Raw genomic sequence first — 17,319 nt, 5'->3', positions numbered from 1 at the left:
CCGACCGCACCGCGACCCACCTGGAGCAACCATGAGCATCCTCGACCAGCTGCGCCTCGACGCCTTCCTCTCCACGATCGTCTACTCGGTCCTGGGGATCGTCCTGCTCGTCCTGACGATCGTGATCGTCAACTACCTCTTCAAGCTCAACCTGCACCGTGAGCTCGTCGACGAGCACAACACGGCCTTCGGGATCATGATCGCCGGGCTGGCCATCGCCATCGGGATCATCATCGCGGGGACGATCCTCTCCTGACCGTGGCCGGCGAGACGCAGACGGAGACCGCGCCGCTCGCCGGGGGCGAGCCGCTCCCGGGGGACGCGCCGCCGTCGGGCGACGCTCCGCTCCCGGGCGACGCGCCGCCGTCGGGCCGCAGCATGGACAAGCCGACCGTGTTCGCGGCGGCGCTGCTCGTCGCGGTCGGCGGGATCATCTACGAGCTGATCCTCGGCACGGCCGCGTCCTACCTGTTCGGCGACTCGGTCGTCGCGTTCTCGGTCGCGACGGGCCTGACGCTGTTCGGCATGGGGATCGGCTCGCTCCTCGCGACGCGCCTGGCCACGAACCCCGGCCTGAACTTCGTGCGCAACGAGGTCGCGCTCGCCCTGCTGGGCGGCAGCTCGGTCCTGATCCTCTACGCCGCGTTCAGCCTGACCCAGGTGTACTGGCTGGTCTTCGTGCTGCTCTCGCTCGCGATCGGCGTGGGGATCGGCGTCGAGATCCCGCTGCTCGTCGCGCTGCTCAAGGAGCACGGCCGGGACGAGTCGGTCGGGCTGCTGTCGAAGGTGCTCGCGGTCGACTACTTCGGCGCGCTCGCCGCGTCGCTGCTCTTCCCGTTCGTCATGCTCCCGTACCTGGGGCTCATGCGGACGGCGTACGCGGTCGCGCTGCTCAACGTGCTGGTCGCGGTGTTCATGCTGCGGCGCATGGGGCGGCGCACGCGCTGGACGTGGTTCAGCTGGGCGACGGTGGTCCTCCTCGTGGTGTGCTTCGGGGCGTCGAACGCGATCGAGGGTGCGATCAACACGCGGCTCTACCAGGACCCGGTGGTCCACTACGAGTCGACGTCGTACCAGAAGCTCGTCCTGACGACGTTCGGCGACGACGTCCGGCTCTACCTGAGCGACCAGCTCCAGTTCTCGTCGGTCGACGAGGCGAGGTACCACGAGACGCTCGCGCACGCGACGCTCACGTCGGTCGCCGCGCCCGCGTCCGTGGCGATCCTCGGGGGAGGGGACGGGCTGCTCGCGCGCGAGGTCCTGCGCTACCCGAGCGTCCGGGAGGTCACGGTCGTGGACCTCGATCCGGCCGTGACCGAGCTCGCCCGGACCGACCGACTCGTGAGCGAGCTCAACGAGCACTCGTTCGACGACCCGCGCGTCACGGTCGTCAACGGCGACGCGTTCCGGTTCATGGACACCACGGACCAGACGTTCGACGCGGTCCTGATCGACCTGGTCGACCCGTCCAACGAGCGCATCGCCAAGCTCTACTCGACCGAGTTCTACGCCATGGTCGCGAACCACCTGCGGCCCGGGGGCGTGTACGCGACCCAGGCGACGTCGTCGTACTTCACGCCGAACGCGTACTGGCAGGTCGCGGCGACCGTTCGTGCGGGCTCGCCGGGGCGGACCGTGGTGCCGCTGTCGGTCAACGTGCCGTCGTTCGGGGAGTGGGGCTTCGTCCTGTCGCTCCCGGCCGCGCCGGGGCAGGGTGGGTCCGCGGCGGACGGGACCCTCGGGCCCGACGGCGGAGCGCGCCTCTTCGGCGCCACGCCCCTCCCGGAGGGGCTGCGCTTCCACACGCTCGACTCGCTGCGGGCCACCGCGACGCTCGCGGGCGACCACCCGGGACCCGAGGTCGAGATGAAGGCCTCGACGCTGCTGTCGCCCCTGATCTACCGGACGTACCAGCAGGACATGTCGCGCTGGCGGTACTGAACGGCGCCCGCCGCTGAGTGCGGAGTTCTTGCGCGAAACACCCGGCGTGTCGCACAAGAACTCCGCACTCAGCGGCAGTCCTGCACGCCCCCCACACGTGACACGCCCGGGTTCGAATTGTCCGGTCCTCGCCGTCTACAGTCTGCGCATGCCCTTCTCGATCCTTCCCGCCGACCTCGTGCACGCGGCCGCCGCGAGCGAACCCGACCTCGGGGGGGTCGCCGGGTGGGCCGTGTCGCTCATGGAGACACTCGGCGTGTTCGGCGCAGGGCTCGCGATCGCGCTCGAGAACCTCTTCCCGCCGCTGCCGAGCGAGGTCATCCTGCCGCTGGCCGGGTTCACGGCGAGCCGGGGCAGCTTCAACGTCTTCGCGGCGATCGTCGCGACGACGATCGGCTCGCTCGTGGGCGCGATCGCGCTCTACTACGTGGGCGTCCTGGTGGGTCGTGAGCGCACGCGCAAGATCATCGGCTGGTTGCCCCTGGTCAAGCTCAAGGACGTCGACCGTACCGAGGCCTGGTTCCACAAGCACGGCAGCATGGCCGTGTTCTTCGGCCGGATGATCCCGATCTTCCGGAGCCTGATCTCGCTCCCCGCGGGTGTCGACCGCATGCCGCTCCCCAAGTTCGTGGTCCTGACGACCGCGGGCAGCCTCATCTGGAACAGCATCTTCGTGGGTGCGGGCTACGCGTTGGGTGAGAGCTGGCACCTCGTCGAGGAGTACGCGGGCGTCCTGCAGAAGATCGTCATCGCGGCCGTCGCGCTCGCGGTGCTCGTGTTCGTGGTGCTGCGGGTGTCCAGGGCGGTCTTCGGGGGAGCGCCGCCCGCGCACGCGCGCGGTCTCGCCCCGGACGCGCCCGACGACGACGCGCCCGTCCCCGAGCCGGGTGCGGTCCGGCGCACCAAGACCCCCACGACGACGCTCGCGCTGCCCAAGGGCGTGTTCGAGCGGGCCCGGGCGGGCGCGGGGCGCGGCACGGACGGCTGAGCCGCCGACGCGGGCCGCGAGCCGCCTGGCGGCGGTGCCTCAGGGACCGAGCAGGCCCGCTGGCACCACGGCGATGCCGTCCCGACGTCGGTAGGCTCCGGGACCGGTCGTGACGACCACGGCGTCGAGGAGGTCGTCTCCTGCGCGGTCACGGAGCCAGCGCAGGTGCTTGACGTCGGTGTCTGTGACGTCGGCAGCGAGCTTGACCTCGATGGCGAGGAACTTCCCGTCCTGCCTCTGGACGATGAGATCGACCTCGTGGTCGCCACGGGAGGTGCGCAGGTGGCTGGTGGTGGCGCGGGCCGCGTCCGCGTAGACGCGCACCGACAGGGTGACGAGCGCCTCGAACAGGGCTCCGAGGAGCGGGCCGTCTCTGACGACGGGGGGACCATGATGCGGGTCGTCCAGGAGCTTCGCTGTCCCGACCCCGAGGAGCCGTGCTGCCAGGGCGGGGTCGGCGAGGTGATGCTTGGGGCTCTGTGCCAGGTTGTTCAGGTGGTTCAGGCCGCCGGTCCAGGCCGGGACCTCGTCCAGCATCCACAGCTTCGAGAGGGCATCCCGGTAGCCGATGGTCGTCGCCTTCGCGGGCTTGTCCGGCAGCCCCGGGGTGGCTGCGTCGAGTATGGCGTTGTACGAGGCGGTCGAGGACGTCGCGGCCGCGTAGGCCGTCAGCCATGCGCGAAGCGTGGCCGGCCTGCGGACGGTAACACCGAGCTCGGGGAAGTCGTGCTCGACGAGTCCGTCGAGGTAGCCGTCGAGGGCGTCGTCGCGCACGCTGGACGGAAGGCTGCGGAGCGCGGGGAATCCGGAGGAGACGATCTCGTCGGCGTAGTCCGCCAGGCGCATGCTGCTCTCGCCCCCGACCGGCGGTACGTCTCCGGACAGCAGCTCTGCGAGCGAGACGGTCACCGGTTGGACATGGCGTTCGGAGAGAGTCATGGGGCGCATCCGTGCACGAACGATGCGTCCGGCGCCGGAATGGGTCGGTGGCTTCGACGGCGCCGACGAACCGGTGAGCAGGTACCTACCGGGGGTCGGGTTCTCGTCGACGTCTCTCCGGACGACGTCCCAGACCGAGGGGACGCGCTGCCACTCGTCGACGAGCACCGGCCCGGGAAGTCGCGTGAGTCGCGTCGGGTCGGCCGAGGTCAGCGTCTCGGTCGCAGGATCGTCCAGAGCGACGACGGTCTGCGCGCGCCGTAGGGCCGTGGCGGTCTTGCCGACCGCACGTGGTCCCTCGATCGTCACAGCGGGTAGTCCGTGCATCAGTCGGTCAAGCACGCGGTCCAGCACCCGCTCGGTGTAGGGCATCTCCGCACCACCGTTCCTCGGCTCTGGATGTTACCGTTCTTCGCCTTCAAACATTACCGTTCTTCGGAATCAAACACTACCGTTCTGCGGTCCCTGGTGCCTTCGTGCGGCAGATCTGCTGAGCCGATCGCGTCACCGTAGGCTCGAGCCGTGACCACCTCACCCTTCGCCACCGACAACCCGCTCGACGCCCTCACCCAGGACGAGCTCCGCCGTCGGACCAGCCTCAAGTGGCGCGCCTACGCGCCCGACGTCCTGCCCCTGTGGGTCGCGGAGATGGACGTCGAGCTCGCGCCGCCCGTGGTCGAGGCCGTGACGGCCGCGATGCGATCGGGCGACACGGGCTACGACTACGGCAACACCTACGCCGAGGCGCTCGCCGAGTTCGCGAAGCGCCGCTGGGACTGGTCGTTCGACCCCGAGGGCACACGCATGGTGCCTGACGTGATGCTCGGCCTCATGGAGATCCTCAAGGTGCTCACCGGGCCGGGGGACGCGGTCGTGGTCAGCCCGCCCGTCTACCCGCCCTTCTTCGGGTTCACCCAGAACGAGGGACGCCGCATCGTCACCGCGCCGCTCACCGCGGACTTCCGGCTCGACCTCGACGCGCTCGACGCGGCGTTCGCCGACGCGACCGGCGCGACCCTCAACGGGACCGGCCCCGGCAGCGGGCGCCGCGCGGTCTACCTGCTGTGCAACCCCCACAACCCCACGGGCACGGTCCACACGCGCGCCGAGCTCGAGGGGCTCGCCGCCCTGGCCCGCCGCCACGGCGTGCGGATCGTGTCCGACGAGATCCACGCGCCCATCACCGCGCCCGGCGTGGCATACACCCCCATCGTGACCGTGGCCGGGGCCGAGGACTCGATCGCGGTCCTGTCGGCGTCCAAGGCCTGGAACCTCGCGGGCCTCAAGGCCGCCGTCGCGGTGGGCGGTCCCGAGGCGGCCGCCGACCTGCGGCGGATCCCCGAGGAGGTCGTGCACGGCGTCGGGCACGTGTCCGTGATCGCGCACGCCGCGGCGCTCACGCAGGGCACGGTGTGGCTCGACGCGGTCCTGCGCGGCATCCGCCGCAACAAGCTGCTCCTGACCGATCTCCTCGAGGAGCACCTGCCCCAGGTCCGCTACGAGCCCACCCAGGGCACCTACGTCGCCTGGCTCGACGCGTCGTCCGTCGCAGACGACCCCTACCGGTTCTTCCTCGACCGGGCCAAGGTCGCGCTCAACGACGGGAGGCACTTCGGTCCTGGCGGAGCGGGGCACGTGCGCCTCAACCTGGCGACGAGCCAGGAGGTGCTCACCGAGGCCGTGCGTCGCATGGGCGAGGCCGCGAAGGGCGCCCCGACCGGACGCTGAGCGGGCGCGCACGGTCCGGCGCGACGTCCGCGGGGATCGTGTGGAGGCTCGGGGTTGCAGTGGTGCAGGGCCATGCCCGACGACGCCCGTCCGCGCCCGGTGGGCTAGCCTCGCTCCCGGGCGACGACGCCCGGATCGCCGTTTCTGTCGGTCTGCGACCGGCACACCGTGAGGGGGAGCACGTGAGTCTCGAGCAGCAGCGCCGGAGCACGAGGTCGACCGGAGCGCGGGTACCCGTGCGGTTCGGTGCCCTCCTCCTCGTCCCCACCCTCGCGCTGGTCCTGACGGCGTGCACCGAGGAGCCTCCCAGTGCCAAGGACGCGGCCGAGGCGCTCGCGACCGCGATCTCCGACGGAGACTTCGAGGGCGTCACGTTCACGCGGGCCACCATCGACGTCGCGGCCCACCGGGATGCCGTCCTCGAGCCCCTCGCGGAGGTCGAGCACACGGTCACGGTGGCCGACGTCGACGTCGTCGCCGAGGGCGACGACAAGGGCAAGGCGGCCACCGCGACGCTCGCGTACAGCTGGGACGTCACCGACGCCACGCCCTGGACGTACGAGACGACCGTCGACCTGGCGCTCCAGGAACCCGCGAAGGGCGAGGACGGGCCCGCGAGGTGGGCCGTGGCCTGGGAGCCCGACGTCCTGGTCCCGGACCTCGCCGACGGCGACCGGCTGGCCGTGACGCGCGTGCGCGCCGACCGCGGGCAGATCCTCGGCGGCGACGGCATGCCGATCGTCGAGCCGCGGCCCGTGCACCGGATCGGCGTCGACAAGATGAACCTCGACCCGGCCCAGCAGGACGGGGTCGCGCGCGAGGTGGCCGCGGCCGTCGGGATCGACGTCGAGGCGTACGCGCAGAAGGTCGCCGGGGCGGGCGAGAAGGCGTTCGTCGAGGCCATCGTGGTCCGTCAGGACGACACCGCGGGCATCGACGTCGGGGCGGTCGAGGCGATCGACGGGGCCTCGGTGATTCCTGGGACCCTCGACCTCGCGCCGACCCGCACGTTCGCGCGTGCCATCCTGGGCCGCGTCGGGGACGCGACCGCGGAGGCGGTCGAGGAGTCGGAGGGCAGGGTCGTCGCGGGGGACACGGTCGGGCTGTCGGGTCTCCAACGGCAGTACGACGTCCAGCTGCGCGGGAACCCGGGGATCACCGTGAGCATCGTCGCGGACGGGAGCGCGGGCGAGGACACGGGCGAGGACACCGACCTGGACGGCGAGCCGGACCCCGTGGAGAACGTCACCGACGTCTTCACGGTCGAACCCGTCGCGGGCGCGTCGCTCGCCACGACGCTCCGCCCCGACATGCAGGTCGCGGCCGAGTCGGTCCTGTCAGGGGTCCCGTCGGCGAGCGCGATCGTCGCGATCGAGCCCTCGACCGGCAACGTCCTGGTCGCGGCGAGCGGCCCGGGCGGAGACGGGACGTCCACGGCCACGACCGGCAAGTACGCGCCCGGCTCGACGTTCAAGGTCGCCTCGGCGCTCGCGATGCTGCGCACGGGGCTCACACCCGAGTCGGTCGTGTCGTGCACGCCGACCCTCTCGGTGGACGGGCGCGAGTTCCAGAACGTGCCGGGGTACCCGACGTCGGCCCTGGGCGAGGTGCCCTTCCGTACCGCGTTCGCCAACTCGTGCAACACCGCGATGATCTCCCAGCGCGACGCCGTCTCGCAGCAGGCTCTGCACGACGCGGCCGCGGACCTCGGCCTGGGCGTCGAGTCCGAGCTGGGCGCCCCCGCGTTCTTCGGCTCGGTGCCCGCTTCGGCCGAGGGGACCGAGCACGCCGCCTCGATCATCGGCCAGGGCAAGGTCGAGGCGTCGCCGCTCGGCATGGCGACGCTCGCCGCGAGCGTCGCGCACGGCGCGCGGGTCTCGCCCGTCCTGGTCCGCCCCGACGTGACCGCCGTCGCCGACGAGACCCCGGCGCCGTCGTCGCTCACCGCGGACGAGGCCGCGACCCTGCTCAGCCTCATGCGGTCGGTCGTGACGGACGGGAGCGCGGTCGCGCTCAAGACCCTGCCCGGGGACGTCGCGGTCAAGACGGGCACGGCCCAGTACGGCGACGGCAGCCAGGCGCACGCATGGATGATCGCGATCCAGGGAGACCTCGCGGTCGCGGTGTTCGTCGAGACCGGGGACAGCGGGTCGGGCACGGCGGGGCCGCTCATGCAGGCGTTCCTCGACGCGCCGAACACGGGCGAGTAGCCCGGGTCGGCGCGTTGCTCACGGCCCGGGTGAGCGAGCATCTGGACCCTCAGGCGGTCGTCGACGAGATCATCGCGGCCCAGCTCGGCCAGGCCGGGTGAACGCCCGAGGTTGCGCCCTGGTCCGCCGTCATCCTGCTAGGTCTTGCGGGTGACGAGAGGGGGAGCCAGATGGCTATCAGTGACGAGGAACGTGCGCTGGGGGGACGTCGCCGAGTGGGCCGGCCAGCTGCGCACGACCGAGATCCGCAAGGGCACGAGGGTGCCGACGCGTCTGCCGAGGAGACGGTGTCCTGGGCAGAGAGGTAGAGCCCGATAACGGCGACGATGAGCATGGCGGTGCCGAGGTAGTGGTCGATCGTGCGGCGGAAGATCCAGGGCTTCAGGGAGTGCGATCCACGCCGAGCGATCTCAGCAGCGGCCATCGTGGTGACCGACGCTGTGGCAAGGAGGCTGGGCGTTCGCGAGTCGGCCACTCCCATGCGAGCCTGCCGAGATGTCTGAAACGACCACCACGTCTACGTCCATGCCACTCAACCGTGCGGTCGGAGGACGACTTCTCTACGTCTTCATCCTGGGTGACGTCCTCGGCGCGGGGGTCTATGCACTGGTGGGGGAGATGGCAGGTGAGGTGGGCGGCGCCGTCTGGCTGCCGCTGCTCGTCGCCCTCGGGCTGTCCCTGCTGACCGCCGGTTCCTATGCCGAGCTCGTCACGAAGTACCCTGCGGCTGGGGGTGCGGCGGTGTTCGCCGAACGTGCCTTCAAGGTGCCTCTCGTGTCGTTCCTCGTGGGATTCTGCATGCTTGCTGCGGGTGTCACGAGCGCCGCCGGTCTGTCCCTCGCGTTTGCTGGCGACTATTTCGGATCCTTCGTGGATCTGTCCGTCGTGCCGGTCGCGCTCGTCTTCTTGCTTCTCGTCGCGGCCCTCAACGCTCGTGGCATCCAGGAGTCCCTACGAGCCAACGTGGCTATGACCGCGATCGAGCTCTCCGGTCTGCTTCTGATCGTGGTGCTCGCAGTGGTCGTCCTCACCCGGGGCGACGCATCGCCGGGACGCGCCCTTGAGTTCACCCAGGACACGACCCCGGTACTGGCCGTCCTCTCGGCCTCGCTCATCGCGTACTACTCGTTCGTCGGTTTCGAGACCTCCGCCAACCTGGCCGAGGAGGTCAAGGACGTCCGCCGGGTCTACCCGCGCGCGCTCTTCGGTGCGCTGATCACGGCGGGGGTCGTCTACGTCGCCGTCGGAGTGGCCGCGGTCGCGGTATCGCCCCCCGAGCGGCTCGCCGGCTCGACGGGGCCACTGCTCGAGGTCGTCAAGGTCGCTGATGTCGTACCCGAACGGTTCTTCGCGGTCGTGGCGCTCATTGCGGTCGCGAACGGTGCCCTGCTCACCATGATCATGGCGAGCCGGCTCACCTACGGCATGGCGCGACAAGGGCTGCTGCCTACCGGTCTGGCCAGGGTGCTTCCCGGCAGGCGCACCCCGTGGGTCGCGATCATGGCGACCACGCTCGTCGCGATGGGACTGGTCTTCACGGGCGACCTCGGCGCACTCGCGGAGACCGTGGTGCTCCTGCTCCTGGTGGTGTTCATCAGCACCAACATCGCGGTCCTGGTCCTGCGCAGGGACACCGTGAGGGAGGATCACTTCCGCGTCGCGACGATCGTGCCCGTGCTCGGTGCCGGGAGCTGCGTCCTGCTCCTGACCCAGCAGGAACCGCAGACCTGGCTCCGAGCCGGAGCCCTGGTGCTCGTAGGCGTGGCTCTCTATCTGGTCACGCGCCTGGCCTGTCGTCGCACGGGCTCTGCCCCCCGCGCGGACGGTTGATCGACCGCCCCAGATGCCTGTGTCAGCCCTGGTTGGAACAGCGCGTCGACGAGCGGGGGTTCGCAGCCACGACCTGGCCAGAACGTGCCCGTGTCCACCAAGCCACCGGCACCGTGATCGGCCAGCTCCAGATCGCTCCCGAGGACGATGCCGCGGGGTTGCTCGTGCTCACGAGCACGAAACCCACGGGCCCACGTATCGCTGATCGACGTTCCCAGCGATGCGCGGCCCGGACGGCCTAGCGGTGTCGTGCTTGGACGAGTCCCGTCTCGTAGGCGAGCACCACGGCCTGCAGGCGGTCGCGCACCTGCAGCTTGGTGAGGATGCGGCCCACGTGGGTCTTGACCGTGGTCTCGGAGAGGAAGAGACGCTCCGCGATCTCCGCGTTGGACCGGCCGTCCGCGATGGCACGCAGCACGTCGACCTCTCGGGGTGTGAGTTCGGTCAGCAGAGGGTGTGGGGCGTTCGCGGCGGGCGCCTCGCCCGTCTCCGGGAACCTGTCCGCGAAGACCTTCATGTCTCTCCTTCGTCCCAAGGCAGAAGCGCACGGACGCGCCACCCCCGACCGTACCGCCCGGCCTCGACCACGCCGCCGAACACCGCGGCCCGTTCACGCATGCCCACGAGCCCTCGTTGCGAACCGGGACTCGCCTCGACCGGGAGTGTGGTCCCGCCGTCCATGACGACGACCTCGACACCGCCCGCGTCGCGGTGGATCTCGACCTCGACCCCGGGCGTACCGGGCGCATGACGCAAGGCGTTCGTGAGGGCCTCCTGCAAGATGCGGTAGACGGCGAGCTGCAGGCTCGGGTCGAGATCCGTCAGTCCGCCCGTCGCCAGGCCTTGCGTCCGGACCGGGATCCCCGCAGTGCGGAACCCGAGCGGTCATCCACCTAGCCGGGTCACGGCCTGCCGAGGGACAGACCTACCACCTCACGAATCCTCGCTACGCCCCGCTCAGCCTTAGGGTCGACCGGCAGCGCGCCCACGGCCATCGGATCGAGACCCTCGAGTACACCCAGTGGCTGGATGCGCTGACCACGTTCTGCAGCGAGCACCCCGAGCACCCCGTGGTGGCGTTCCTGCCGATCGTCACCAACGTCGCCACGTCGAGCGACGTGACCGTCAAGGAGCTCTACTTCGAGGGCACGTTCCCGCGGTTCGGACGAGAGCGCACCGAGCGCGACCTCGCCTCGAGCGGCCTCCTCTGCCCATCGGTCGACGCAGACATGCTCGACTCTTACATCCGCTACTTCCACGCTGTGGGATACATCCGGACCCCACTGAGCGAGGAACTCCGGCCGCCCCTCAGAGATAGCCATCTTCCAGCGGTGACAGCATGGCGAAGGTCCGTCGGCTCATCTCGAGGGACCTTCGTCATGTGCGGTCGGCAGGCGTTCAATCCGTGTCTACCGGTTGCCGACTGCGCGCTCCTGTGTTCTATGGGTTCATTTTATTAACTTAAGTTGCACAACTGTGCCTAGAGCGGGTGAATTCCGCTTCCTGAGAGTTACCCGAAAGAAGTGTGGGCACGGGCCGAACGCTCGGCCTGCGCGATCGGCCCGGAGTGTTGGATTCATGCGGAAATTGGGACCTTCGGCTCCTCCAGCTCCTTGCGTTGGACGACGCCAGGTCTGCACCCGAGCCAGTGCTCGAATGTGACACACATCACATTTTCTGCCCGTCATGGTCGTGAGGAGGGCTGGTCACATAGGGCAAGGAGCTCGTCCTTGGCGAGCAAGTGGTACCTCTATCCAGTTCCGAGAAAGGCCACCGATTGCCATGAAGCACCTGTCGCCAAGCCGTTCCGTCGCCCGTGGGCAGAAGCGTTTTCGCATCATGATGCTGCGGCGTCGACTAGCCGGCTTGGCGGGTGTCCTTATCGCGGCACTTGTGGCGGGTATGGCTATTGTCCCTATGGCGCAGGCCGCGACGGTCTATGAGTTGCAGGGGAGCTGGGCTGAGGGAACGCCCACCCCGCTCAAGACCGGCGATGCGGTCTCGGCGCAATGGTGGTTCAACCTCAATGACGATGCTGCGGCGCCGGGGAACGCGCCGGTGGAGAACGTGACGATCACGGTGACGGCGCAGGACGCGGTCTTCGACTCGCTACCGCCAGCTTGTTTGACCGATGGCGTGACTCCAGCCTCGAACATCTCCGGTGATGGATCGACGCTGGTGTGCAACGTGGGCACGCAGGCGCAGGGTACGGCGGTCTCGCTGACGAGTGCGATGCGGGTCACCGGGGCCACGGGTGATTCGATCAGCGCTTCGGCGTCGATCGGCGGCCAGCAGGCGCAGCTGCCGGAGATCGGGATCGAGAACACCTTCTTGCAGGACATCTACTGGGTGCAGAGCGCGGGCAGCAGCACGCTGAACCCGACCTCGCGTGACGTGGTGTTCAACTGGACGGTGTTCCACGGGGCGTACAGCCCGGCGGGCCCAGGCACTGCGACGTACAACCTGACGCTGGAGAACAGCCTGGGCGCCACGATGCAGGTCGGGCCTGATGCTTGCCGCGCCTTCACGAGCGGTACGGCCAGCGGGCACCCGTGGTCGGGCGGCACGCATGCTGCGGATCAGGTCGGCCCGTTCGCCGGGACGTGCACGTTGACGCGCAACAGCTCGACCTCCTACACGCTGACGATCTCCGGAATCGACTACAGCCACGCGCTAGCCCCCACCAGGGACTCGGCTGGCAACGCGCTGCCGACCGACCGCGTTGCGGTGGCCTCTGGTCAGATCCAGATCCGGGTCATCTCCACGGAGAACGCCGGCCGGGTGGGCCTGACCTCGAGTGCGCCCACCTACACCGCGGTCGATGGTCAGACCTTCCCCGACGACGCGTCGAACAACACCGCTAACACGACGTGGGTCAGCGGGTACTGGACTCACGCCTGGACCCCTAGCTACACGGGGCAGAGCGGTGCTGCGTGGTCGGACACCTACCGGGTAGCACCTGGCACGCAGGTCATGTCGGCGCCGCAGGTCAACTTCCCGAACGTCTCGACCATCAACGCCACACAGGGTGGACTCTGCTCGGTGCTCGACACCCGGTACGTCACCTTCACCGGGGCCGTCACGAGATTCGAGAACTCGACCACGGGACCGCTCGCCGGTCTTCCGGTGGCGTACTACACCGGTACGTCGGCGCTGTTGAACCCGGCGAGCGGCTCGTACGACCCGAACGCCTTCACGTGTGAGGGGACCACGGGGTGGACGACGACGGCACCGGCTGACCTGTCGACGGTCAAGGCGGTACGGGCGATCTATACCCTCACGCCTGCGATCCGGGCGCAGCGGGTGGTTCTGCAGACGTTGCAGCAGGTGAAGCCCGACGCCCCGGTGGGGGCGAATGTGTGGACCTGGGGTGCCTACATCAGCGCGACCAGTGCGACGAATGCATGGGTCTACCCGAACCGCAGCGCCAACGTCGCTGATGCGCCTGTCAATGGGGTTCCCACCCCGGGCGCCCGCTATGCGTATGCGGCTGGTGGGCGTGACATCCTGCGGGTCATCGGAGTCACCCCGAACGTCGAGAAGTCGGTGACTCCGACGACGATCGACCCTGGTGGGCAGGCGACGTACACGCTGAACTACTCGGCCAACGGCACGGGGGCGGTTGCCCCGACCGTTGATGGCTACCAGCTCGTCGACACGCTCCCGGCCGGGACGACGTACGTGCCGGGGTCATCAACCCCAGAGCCGGTCACCACGACGGACGCCAGCGGGCGTCAGGTGTTGACGTGGACGCTGAACGGTGTGAGCACGAACGCAGCCCATGCACTGTCCTACGACGTCCAGTACCCGGCAGAGCTTGAGGGTGGGGCACGGCTGGTGAACACCGTGACCGCTGCCGTGGGCGGCGCACAGTCAGGTGCAGCCACCGCCTCGGTCGTGGTCAACGACTCAGGCCTGACCCGGATCATCAAGACCGCCGACCAGGCGTTCATCCCCAACCTAACCGGCGACGGCGCCGGCGAGGGGTCATGGACGGTACTGGTCCGCTCCGAGGACCCGATGACCCAGCAGTTCGTCGACGTGATCGACATCCTGCCGTACACCAGTGACGGGCGAGGGACCGACATCAGCGGCACCTACCAGCTCAGTGGTCCGATCCAGGTCTCGATGGGGGCCACGGTCTACTACACGACGGCCGACCCTGCGACGTTGAACGACGATTCTGCCGACAGCTCCAACGGCGCGGCAGGCAACCCGGGTGGGAACACGGTCGGATGGACCACCACGTTCACCCCGGACGCGACCGCCGTGCGCGTCATCACCGGCCCCCTGGCGGCACGAGCCTCCTTCACGTTCACCGTACCGATCGCCACCGAGGACATGGAGGGAGGGGACATCCTCGTCAACCGGGCGCAGGGCCGTGCGGAGAACACTCGGCTCGTGATGCGGACCTCCGCCCCGACCGAGATCGCGAACTACTACTCGGCCTCACTGAAGAAGTACGTGCAGGACGCCGCCGGTACGTGGCGTGATGCCAACGATCCGGTCGACTACCCCGAGTTCCGTGTCGGGGACACGGTGCGCTATCGGATCGTGGTGGAGAACACCGGCCAGGGCACGCTGACTGGTATCGAGATCTCCGATGACCAGCAGCCCGAGCTTGGATCGTTCACCATCGACTCGCTGGCTCCCGGCCAGACCCAGAGCCACGAGTTCGAGATCGTGCTCACCGAGCCCCTGGCGGACTCGGTCGTCAACACGGCCTGCGCCCAAGCGGACATTCCTGCAGACTCCCAGGTTCCCCCGACGATCAACTGCGACCCGGCCGGCCTGGTGGTCATCGGAGACCCCACCCACACGAAGGAACTGGTCTCGGCGAACCCGATCGGAAACGGGCAGTGGGAGGTCGTCTACGAGATCGTCGTGGCCAACACCCAGACCCCGTCGACGACCTACTCGCTCGAGGACGCGCTGCACTTCACCGACCAGGCGACCATCGTCTCGGCCGCAGTGACGCAGGCACCTGACGGTGTCACGCTCGCCGATCCTGCATGGAACGGCCAGGACAACCTGACCATCGCGACCGACGTCCCGCTGGCTGGCACCGACGACGACGGATACACCCCGCACGTCTACCGGGTGACCGTCGTGGCCGAGGTGCCTCTGCAGGTCGAGGGCGCCGGTTCCGGAGCCAACGACCCGACAGCCTGCCCGGCAGAAGGATCCAACGCCAACCAGGGCTTCAATAACACCTCAGAAATGACCGGCCCTGACGGCGAGGTCGAGCAGGACCAGGCGTGCGCCCCGATCCCGTCCATCGACATCACCAAGACAGTCTCGGGCGGCCCGACGCCCAACGGTGACGGGACGTGGACAGTCACCTACGACATCGTGGCCACCAACACCGGCGCCGGCGCCGGTACTTATGATGACCGCTGACGGCGACCTCGAGGTCCGCTCGGGCGCTGTGACCACCACCCCAGAGGGTGTGACGGCTTCGCCGTCCTGGACCGGTCTCGGGGCTGAGGGCGCGGCGGAGAACGTCATCGCCTCCGAAGTCACCTTGCCCTCCGGGGCCGAGCACACCTACCAGGTCGAGGTTGTCCTCGCCCTGGCAGATGGCACCCAGGGGGCTCCGGTGATCACGCCGTGCTCCGCGGAGCCAGGCGGATCGCAGGGCGGGCTATCGAACGCCGCCGCGATCGACCACAACAGCCTCACCGACTCGGCCGAGGCATGCGTGACCGTCGCATCCATCACGGTCGACAAGACCATCAGCGCTGGGCCCACGCCCAACGGTGACGGGACATGGACGATCACCTATGACCTGGTCGCAACCAACATCGGTGCGGCTGCTGGGGACTATGACCTGAGCGACCAGTTGCACTACGGCGAGGGCATCGAGATCACCAGCGCCGCGGTCACCACGGCACCCGACGGTGTGACGACCAACGCTGACTGGACGGGGCTGGGCGCCGACGGCGCCCCAGCGAACGTCGTGGCTACGGGGATCGAACTCGCCGCCGGCGGGACTCACACCTATCAGGTGACGGTCACCGTTGAGATGGACGAGGCCACGATCGATCCGGGCCAGCTCCAGTGCCCGGCCCCGGGCTCGGGTGAGAACGGTGACGAGGCCACGATCGATCCGGGCCAGCTCCAGTGCCCGGCCCCGGGCTCGGGTGAGAACGGTGGACTGGCGAACTCGACCACCCTGACCCACAACGGGACCGTCGCCCAGGACGACGTATGCGCCACCCTGCCGCTCATCACGGTCGACAAGACCATCAGTGCTGGTCCCACGCCCAACGGTGACGGGACGTGGACCATCGTCTACGACCTGGTCGCGACCAACACGGGTGCGGCTGCGGGGGACTATGACCTGAGCGACCAGTTGCACTACGGCGAGGGCATCGAGATCACCAGCGCCGCGGTCACTACGGCACCGGACGGTGTGACGACCAACGCTGACTGGACGGGGCTGGGCGCCGACGGCGCCCCAGCGAACGTCGTGGCCGCGGGGATCGAACTCGCCGCCGGCGGGACTCACACCTATCAGGTGACGGTCACCGTTGAGATGGACGAGGCCACGATCGATCCGGGCCAGCTCCAGTGCCCGGCCCCGGGCTCGGGTGAGAACGGYGGWCTGGCGAACTCGACCACCCTGACCCACAANGGGACTCACACCTATCAGGTGACGGTCACCGTTGAGATGGACGAGGCCACGATCGATCCGGGCCAGCTCCAGTGCCCGGCCCCGGGCTCGGGTGAGAACGGTGGACTGGCGAACTCGACCACCCTGACCCACAACGGTGAGACTACCGGCGACGACGTGTGTGCCACCCTGCCGCTGATCGACGTGACCAAGACGGTCAGTGCGGGGCCGACGCCCAACGGTGACGGGACATGGACGATCACCTATGACCTGGTCGCGAGCAACACCGGGGCGGCCACGGGCACGTACGACATCGCTGATCAGCTCCACTACGGCGAAGGCATCCTCGTCGGATCGGCAAGCATCCTCACCGCACCCGCCGGTGTCACCGTGAACAGTGGGTGGACCGGACAGGGCGCAGACGGAGCACCTGAGAACGTGGTCGCTTCCGGCATCGCGCTTGGAGCGGGGGCCTCGCACACGTACAAGGTGCAGGTCGTCGTCTCTCTTGACCAGGCTGTGGTCACCCCGGAGACACTTCAGTGCCCGGCCCCGGGCTCGGGTGAGAACGGCGGTCTGGCGAACTCGACGACCTTGACCCACAACGGGACCGTCGCGCAGGACGACGCATGTGCCTCCCTGCCGCTGATCGACGTGACCAAGACGGTCAGTGCGGGGCCGACACCGAACGGTGATGGCATCGCGCTTGGAGCGGGGGCCTCGCACACGTACAAGGTGCAGGTCGTCGTCTCTCTTGACCAGGCTGTGGTCACCCCGGAGACACTTCAGTGCCCGGCCCCGGGCTCGGGGGAGAACGGCGGTCTGGCGAACTCGACGACCCTGACCCACAACGGGACCGTCGCGCAGGACGACGCATGTGCCTCCCTGCCGCTGATCGACGTGACCAAGACGGTCAGTGCGGGGCCGACACCGAACGGTGACGGGACGTGGACGGTCACCTACGACGTCGTGGCCACCAACACCGGCGCAGCTCAGGGCACGTACGACGTGAGCGACCGTATGACCGCTGACGGCGACCTCGAGGTCCGCTCGGGCGCTGTGACCAC

At 69.1% G+C, this 17,319-nt stretch carries 12 protein-coding genes; 8 read left to right on the top strand and 4 right to left on the bottom strand.

Annotation, left to right across the window (positions count from 1 at the left end):
* Positions 1-31 precede the first annotated feature (31 nt).
* From ASE15_RS03580 to ASE15_RS03570, 3 genes are all read left to right on the top strand, one after another.
* Positions 32-256 carry a DUF350 domain-containing protein gene (locus tag ASE15_RS03580; RefSeq protein ID WP_056647350.1) on the top strand — a complete coding sequence of 75 codons (225 nt, stop codon included), beginning with the start codon at positions 32-34 and terminating at the stop codon, positions 254-256.
* 2 nt (positions 257-258) lie between these two features.
* Complete coding sequence (locus ASE15_RS03575; protein ID WP_235534146.1) at positions 259-1,941, top strand: polyamine aminopropyltransferase; 1,683 nt, start codon at positions 259-261, stop codon at positions 1,939-1,941.
* 148 nt (positions 1,942-2,089) lie between these two features.
* Entirely contained in the window at positions 2,090-2,929 is an 840-nt protein-coding gene (locus ASE15_RS03570; RefSeq protein ID WP_082608592.1) for a DedA family protein, read from the top strand.
* A 39-nt stretch (positions 2,930-2,968) separates the two neighbouring features.
* Here the strand turns inward: ASE15_RS03570 and ASE15_RS03565 are convergent, their stop codons facing one another.
* Positions 2,969-4,177, bottom strand: a complete 1,209-nt coding sequence (locus tag ASE15_RS03565) for an ATP-binding protein (protein WP_369800547.1) — start codon at positions 4,175-4,177, stop codon at positions 2,969-2,971.
* Between the two features lie 213 nt (positions 4,178-4,390).
* Between ASE15_RS03565 and ASE15_RS03560 the strand changes: the two genes are divergently transcribed.
* The 3 genes from ASE15_RS03560 to ASE15_RS03550 all read left to right on the top strand — a co-directional run bounded on the left by ASE15_RS03560 (position 4,391) and on the right by ASE15_RS03550 (position 9,636).
* The gene (locus ASE15_RS03560; RefSeq protein WP_056647344.1) at positions 4,391-5,596 is read left to right on the top strand and encodes a MalY/PatB family protein; all 1,206 of its coding nucleotides are present in this window, start codon (positions 4,391-4,393) and stop codon (positions 5,594-5,596) included.
* A 182-nt stretch (positions 5,597-5,778) separates the two neighbouring features.
* Complete coding sequence (locus ASE15_RS03555; RefSeq protein WP_235534145.1) at positions 5,779-7,806, top strand: penicillin-binding transpeptidase domain-containing protein; 2,028 nt, start codon at positions 5,779-5,781, stop codon at positions 7,804-7,806.
* A gap of 525 nt (positions 7,807-8,331) precedes the next feature.
* A complete protein-coding gene (locus ASE15_RS03550) occupies positions 8,332-9,636 on the top strand; it encodes an APC family permease (RefSeq protein ID WP_235534144.1) in 1,305 nt (434 codons plus the stop codon).
* 238 nt (positions 9,637-9,874) lie between these two features.
* On the opposite strand, the gene ASE15_RS03545 is transcribed toward ASE15_RS03550, so the two are convergent.
* The 3 genes from ASE15_RS03545 to ASE15_RS21425 all read right to left on the bottom strand — a co-directional run bounded on the left by ASE15_RS03545 (position 9,875) and on the right by ASE15_RS21425 (position 10,958).
* Positions 9,875-10,153: a response regulator transcription factor gene (locus ASE15_RS03545; RefSeq protein ID WP_056761553.1), complete on the bottom strand. Its 279-nt coding sequence runs from the start codon at positions 10,151-10,153 to the stop codon at positions 9,875-9,877.
* Positions 10,150-10,392 carry a hypothetical protein gene (locus ASE15_RS21810; protein WP_369800546.1) on the bottom strand — a complete coding sequence of 81 codons (243 nt, stop codon included), beginning with the start codon at positions 10,390-10,392 and terminating at the stop codon, positions 10,150-10,152. The genes ASE15_RS03545 and ASE15_RS21810 overlap by 4 nt, the downstream gene beginning before the upstream one ends.
* Positions 10,393-10,538: 146 nt before the next feature.
* Positions 10,539-10,958, bottom strand: coding sequence for a hypothetical protein (locus ASE15_RS21425; protein ID WP_157277133.1), 420 nt, complete (start codon positions 10,956-10,958; stop codon positions 10,539-10,541).
* A 460-nt stretch (positions 10,959-11,418) separates the two neighbouring features.
* Here ASE15_RS21425 and ASE15_RS03530 point away from each other — a divergent pair, with 460 nt between their 5' ends.
* Together ASE15_RS03530 and ASE15_RS21420 are read left to right on the top strand one after the other, a co-directional pair.
* Positions 11,419-15,036, top strand: coding sequence for a DUF11 domain-containing protein (locus tag ASE15_RS03530; RefSeq protein WP_162259116.1), 3,618 nt, complete (start codon positions 11,419-11,421; stop codon positions 15,034-15,036).
* A 1,255-nt stretch (positions 15,037-16,291) separates the two neighbouring features.
* The coding region (locus ASE15_RS21420) for a hypothetical protein (protein ID WP_235534143.1) at positions 16,292-17,319 on the top strand (1,028 nt) is incomplete at its 3' end.

It is taken from the genome of Oerskovia sp. Root22, assembly GCF_001429135.1.
Classification (GTDB): Bacteria; Actinomycetota; Actinomycetes; order Actinomycetales; family Cellulomonadaceae; genus Oerskovia; species Oerskovia enterophila.
This window is presented reverse-complemented; position numbering and strand designations above follow the sequence as displayed.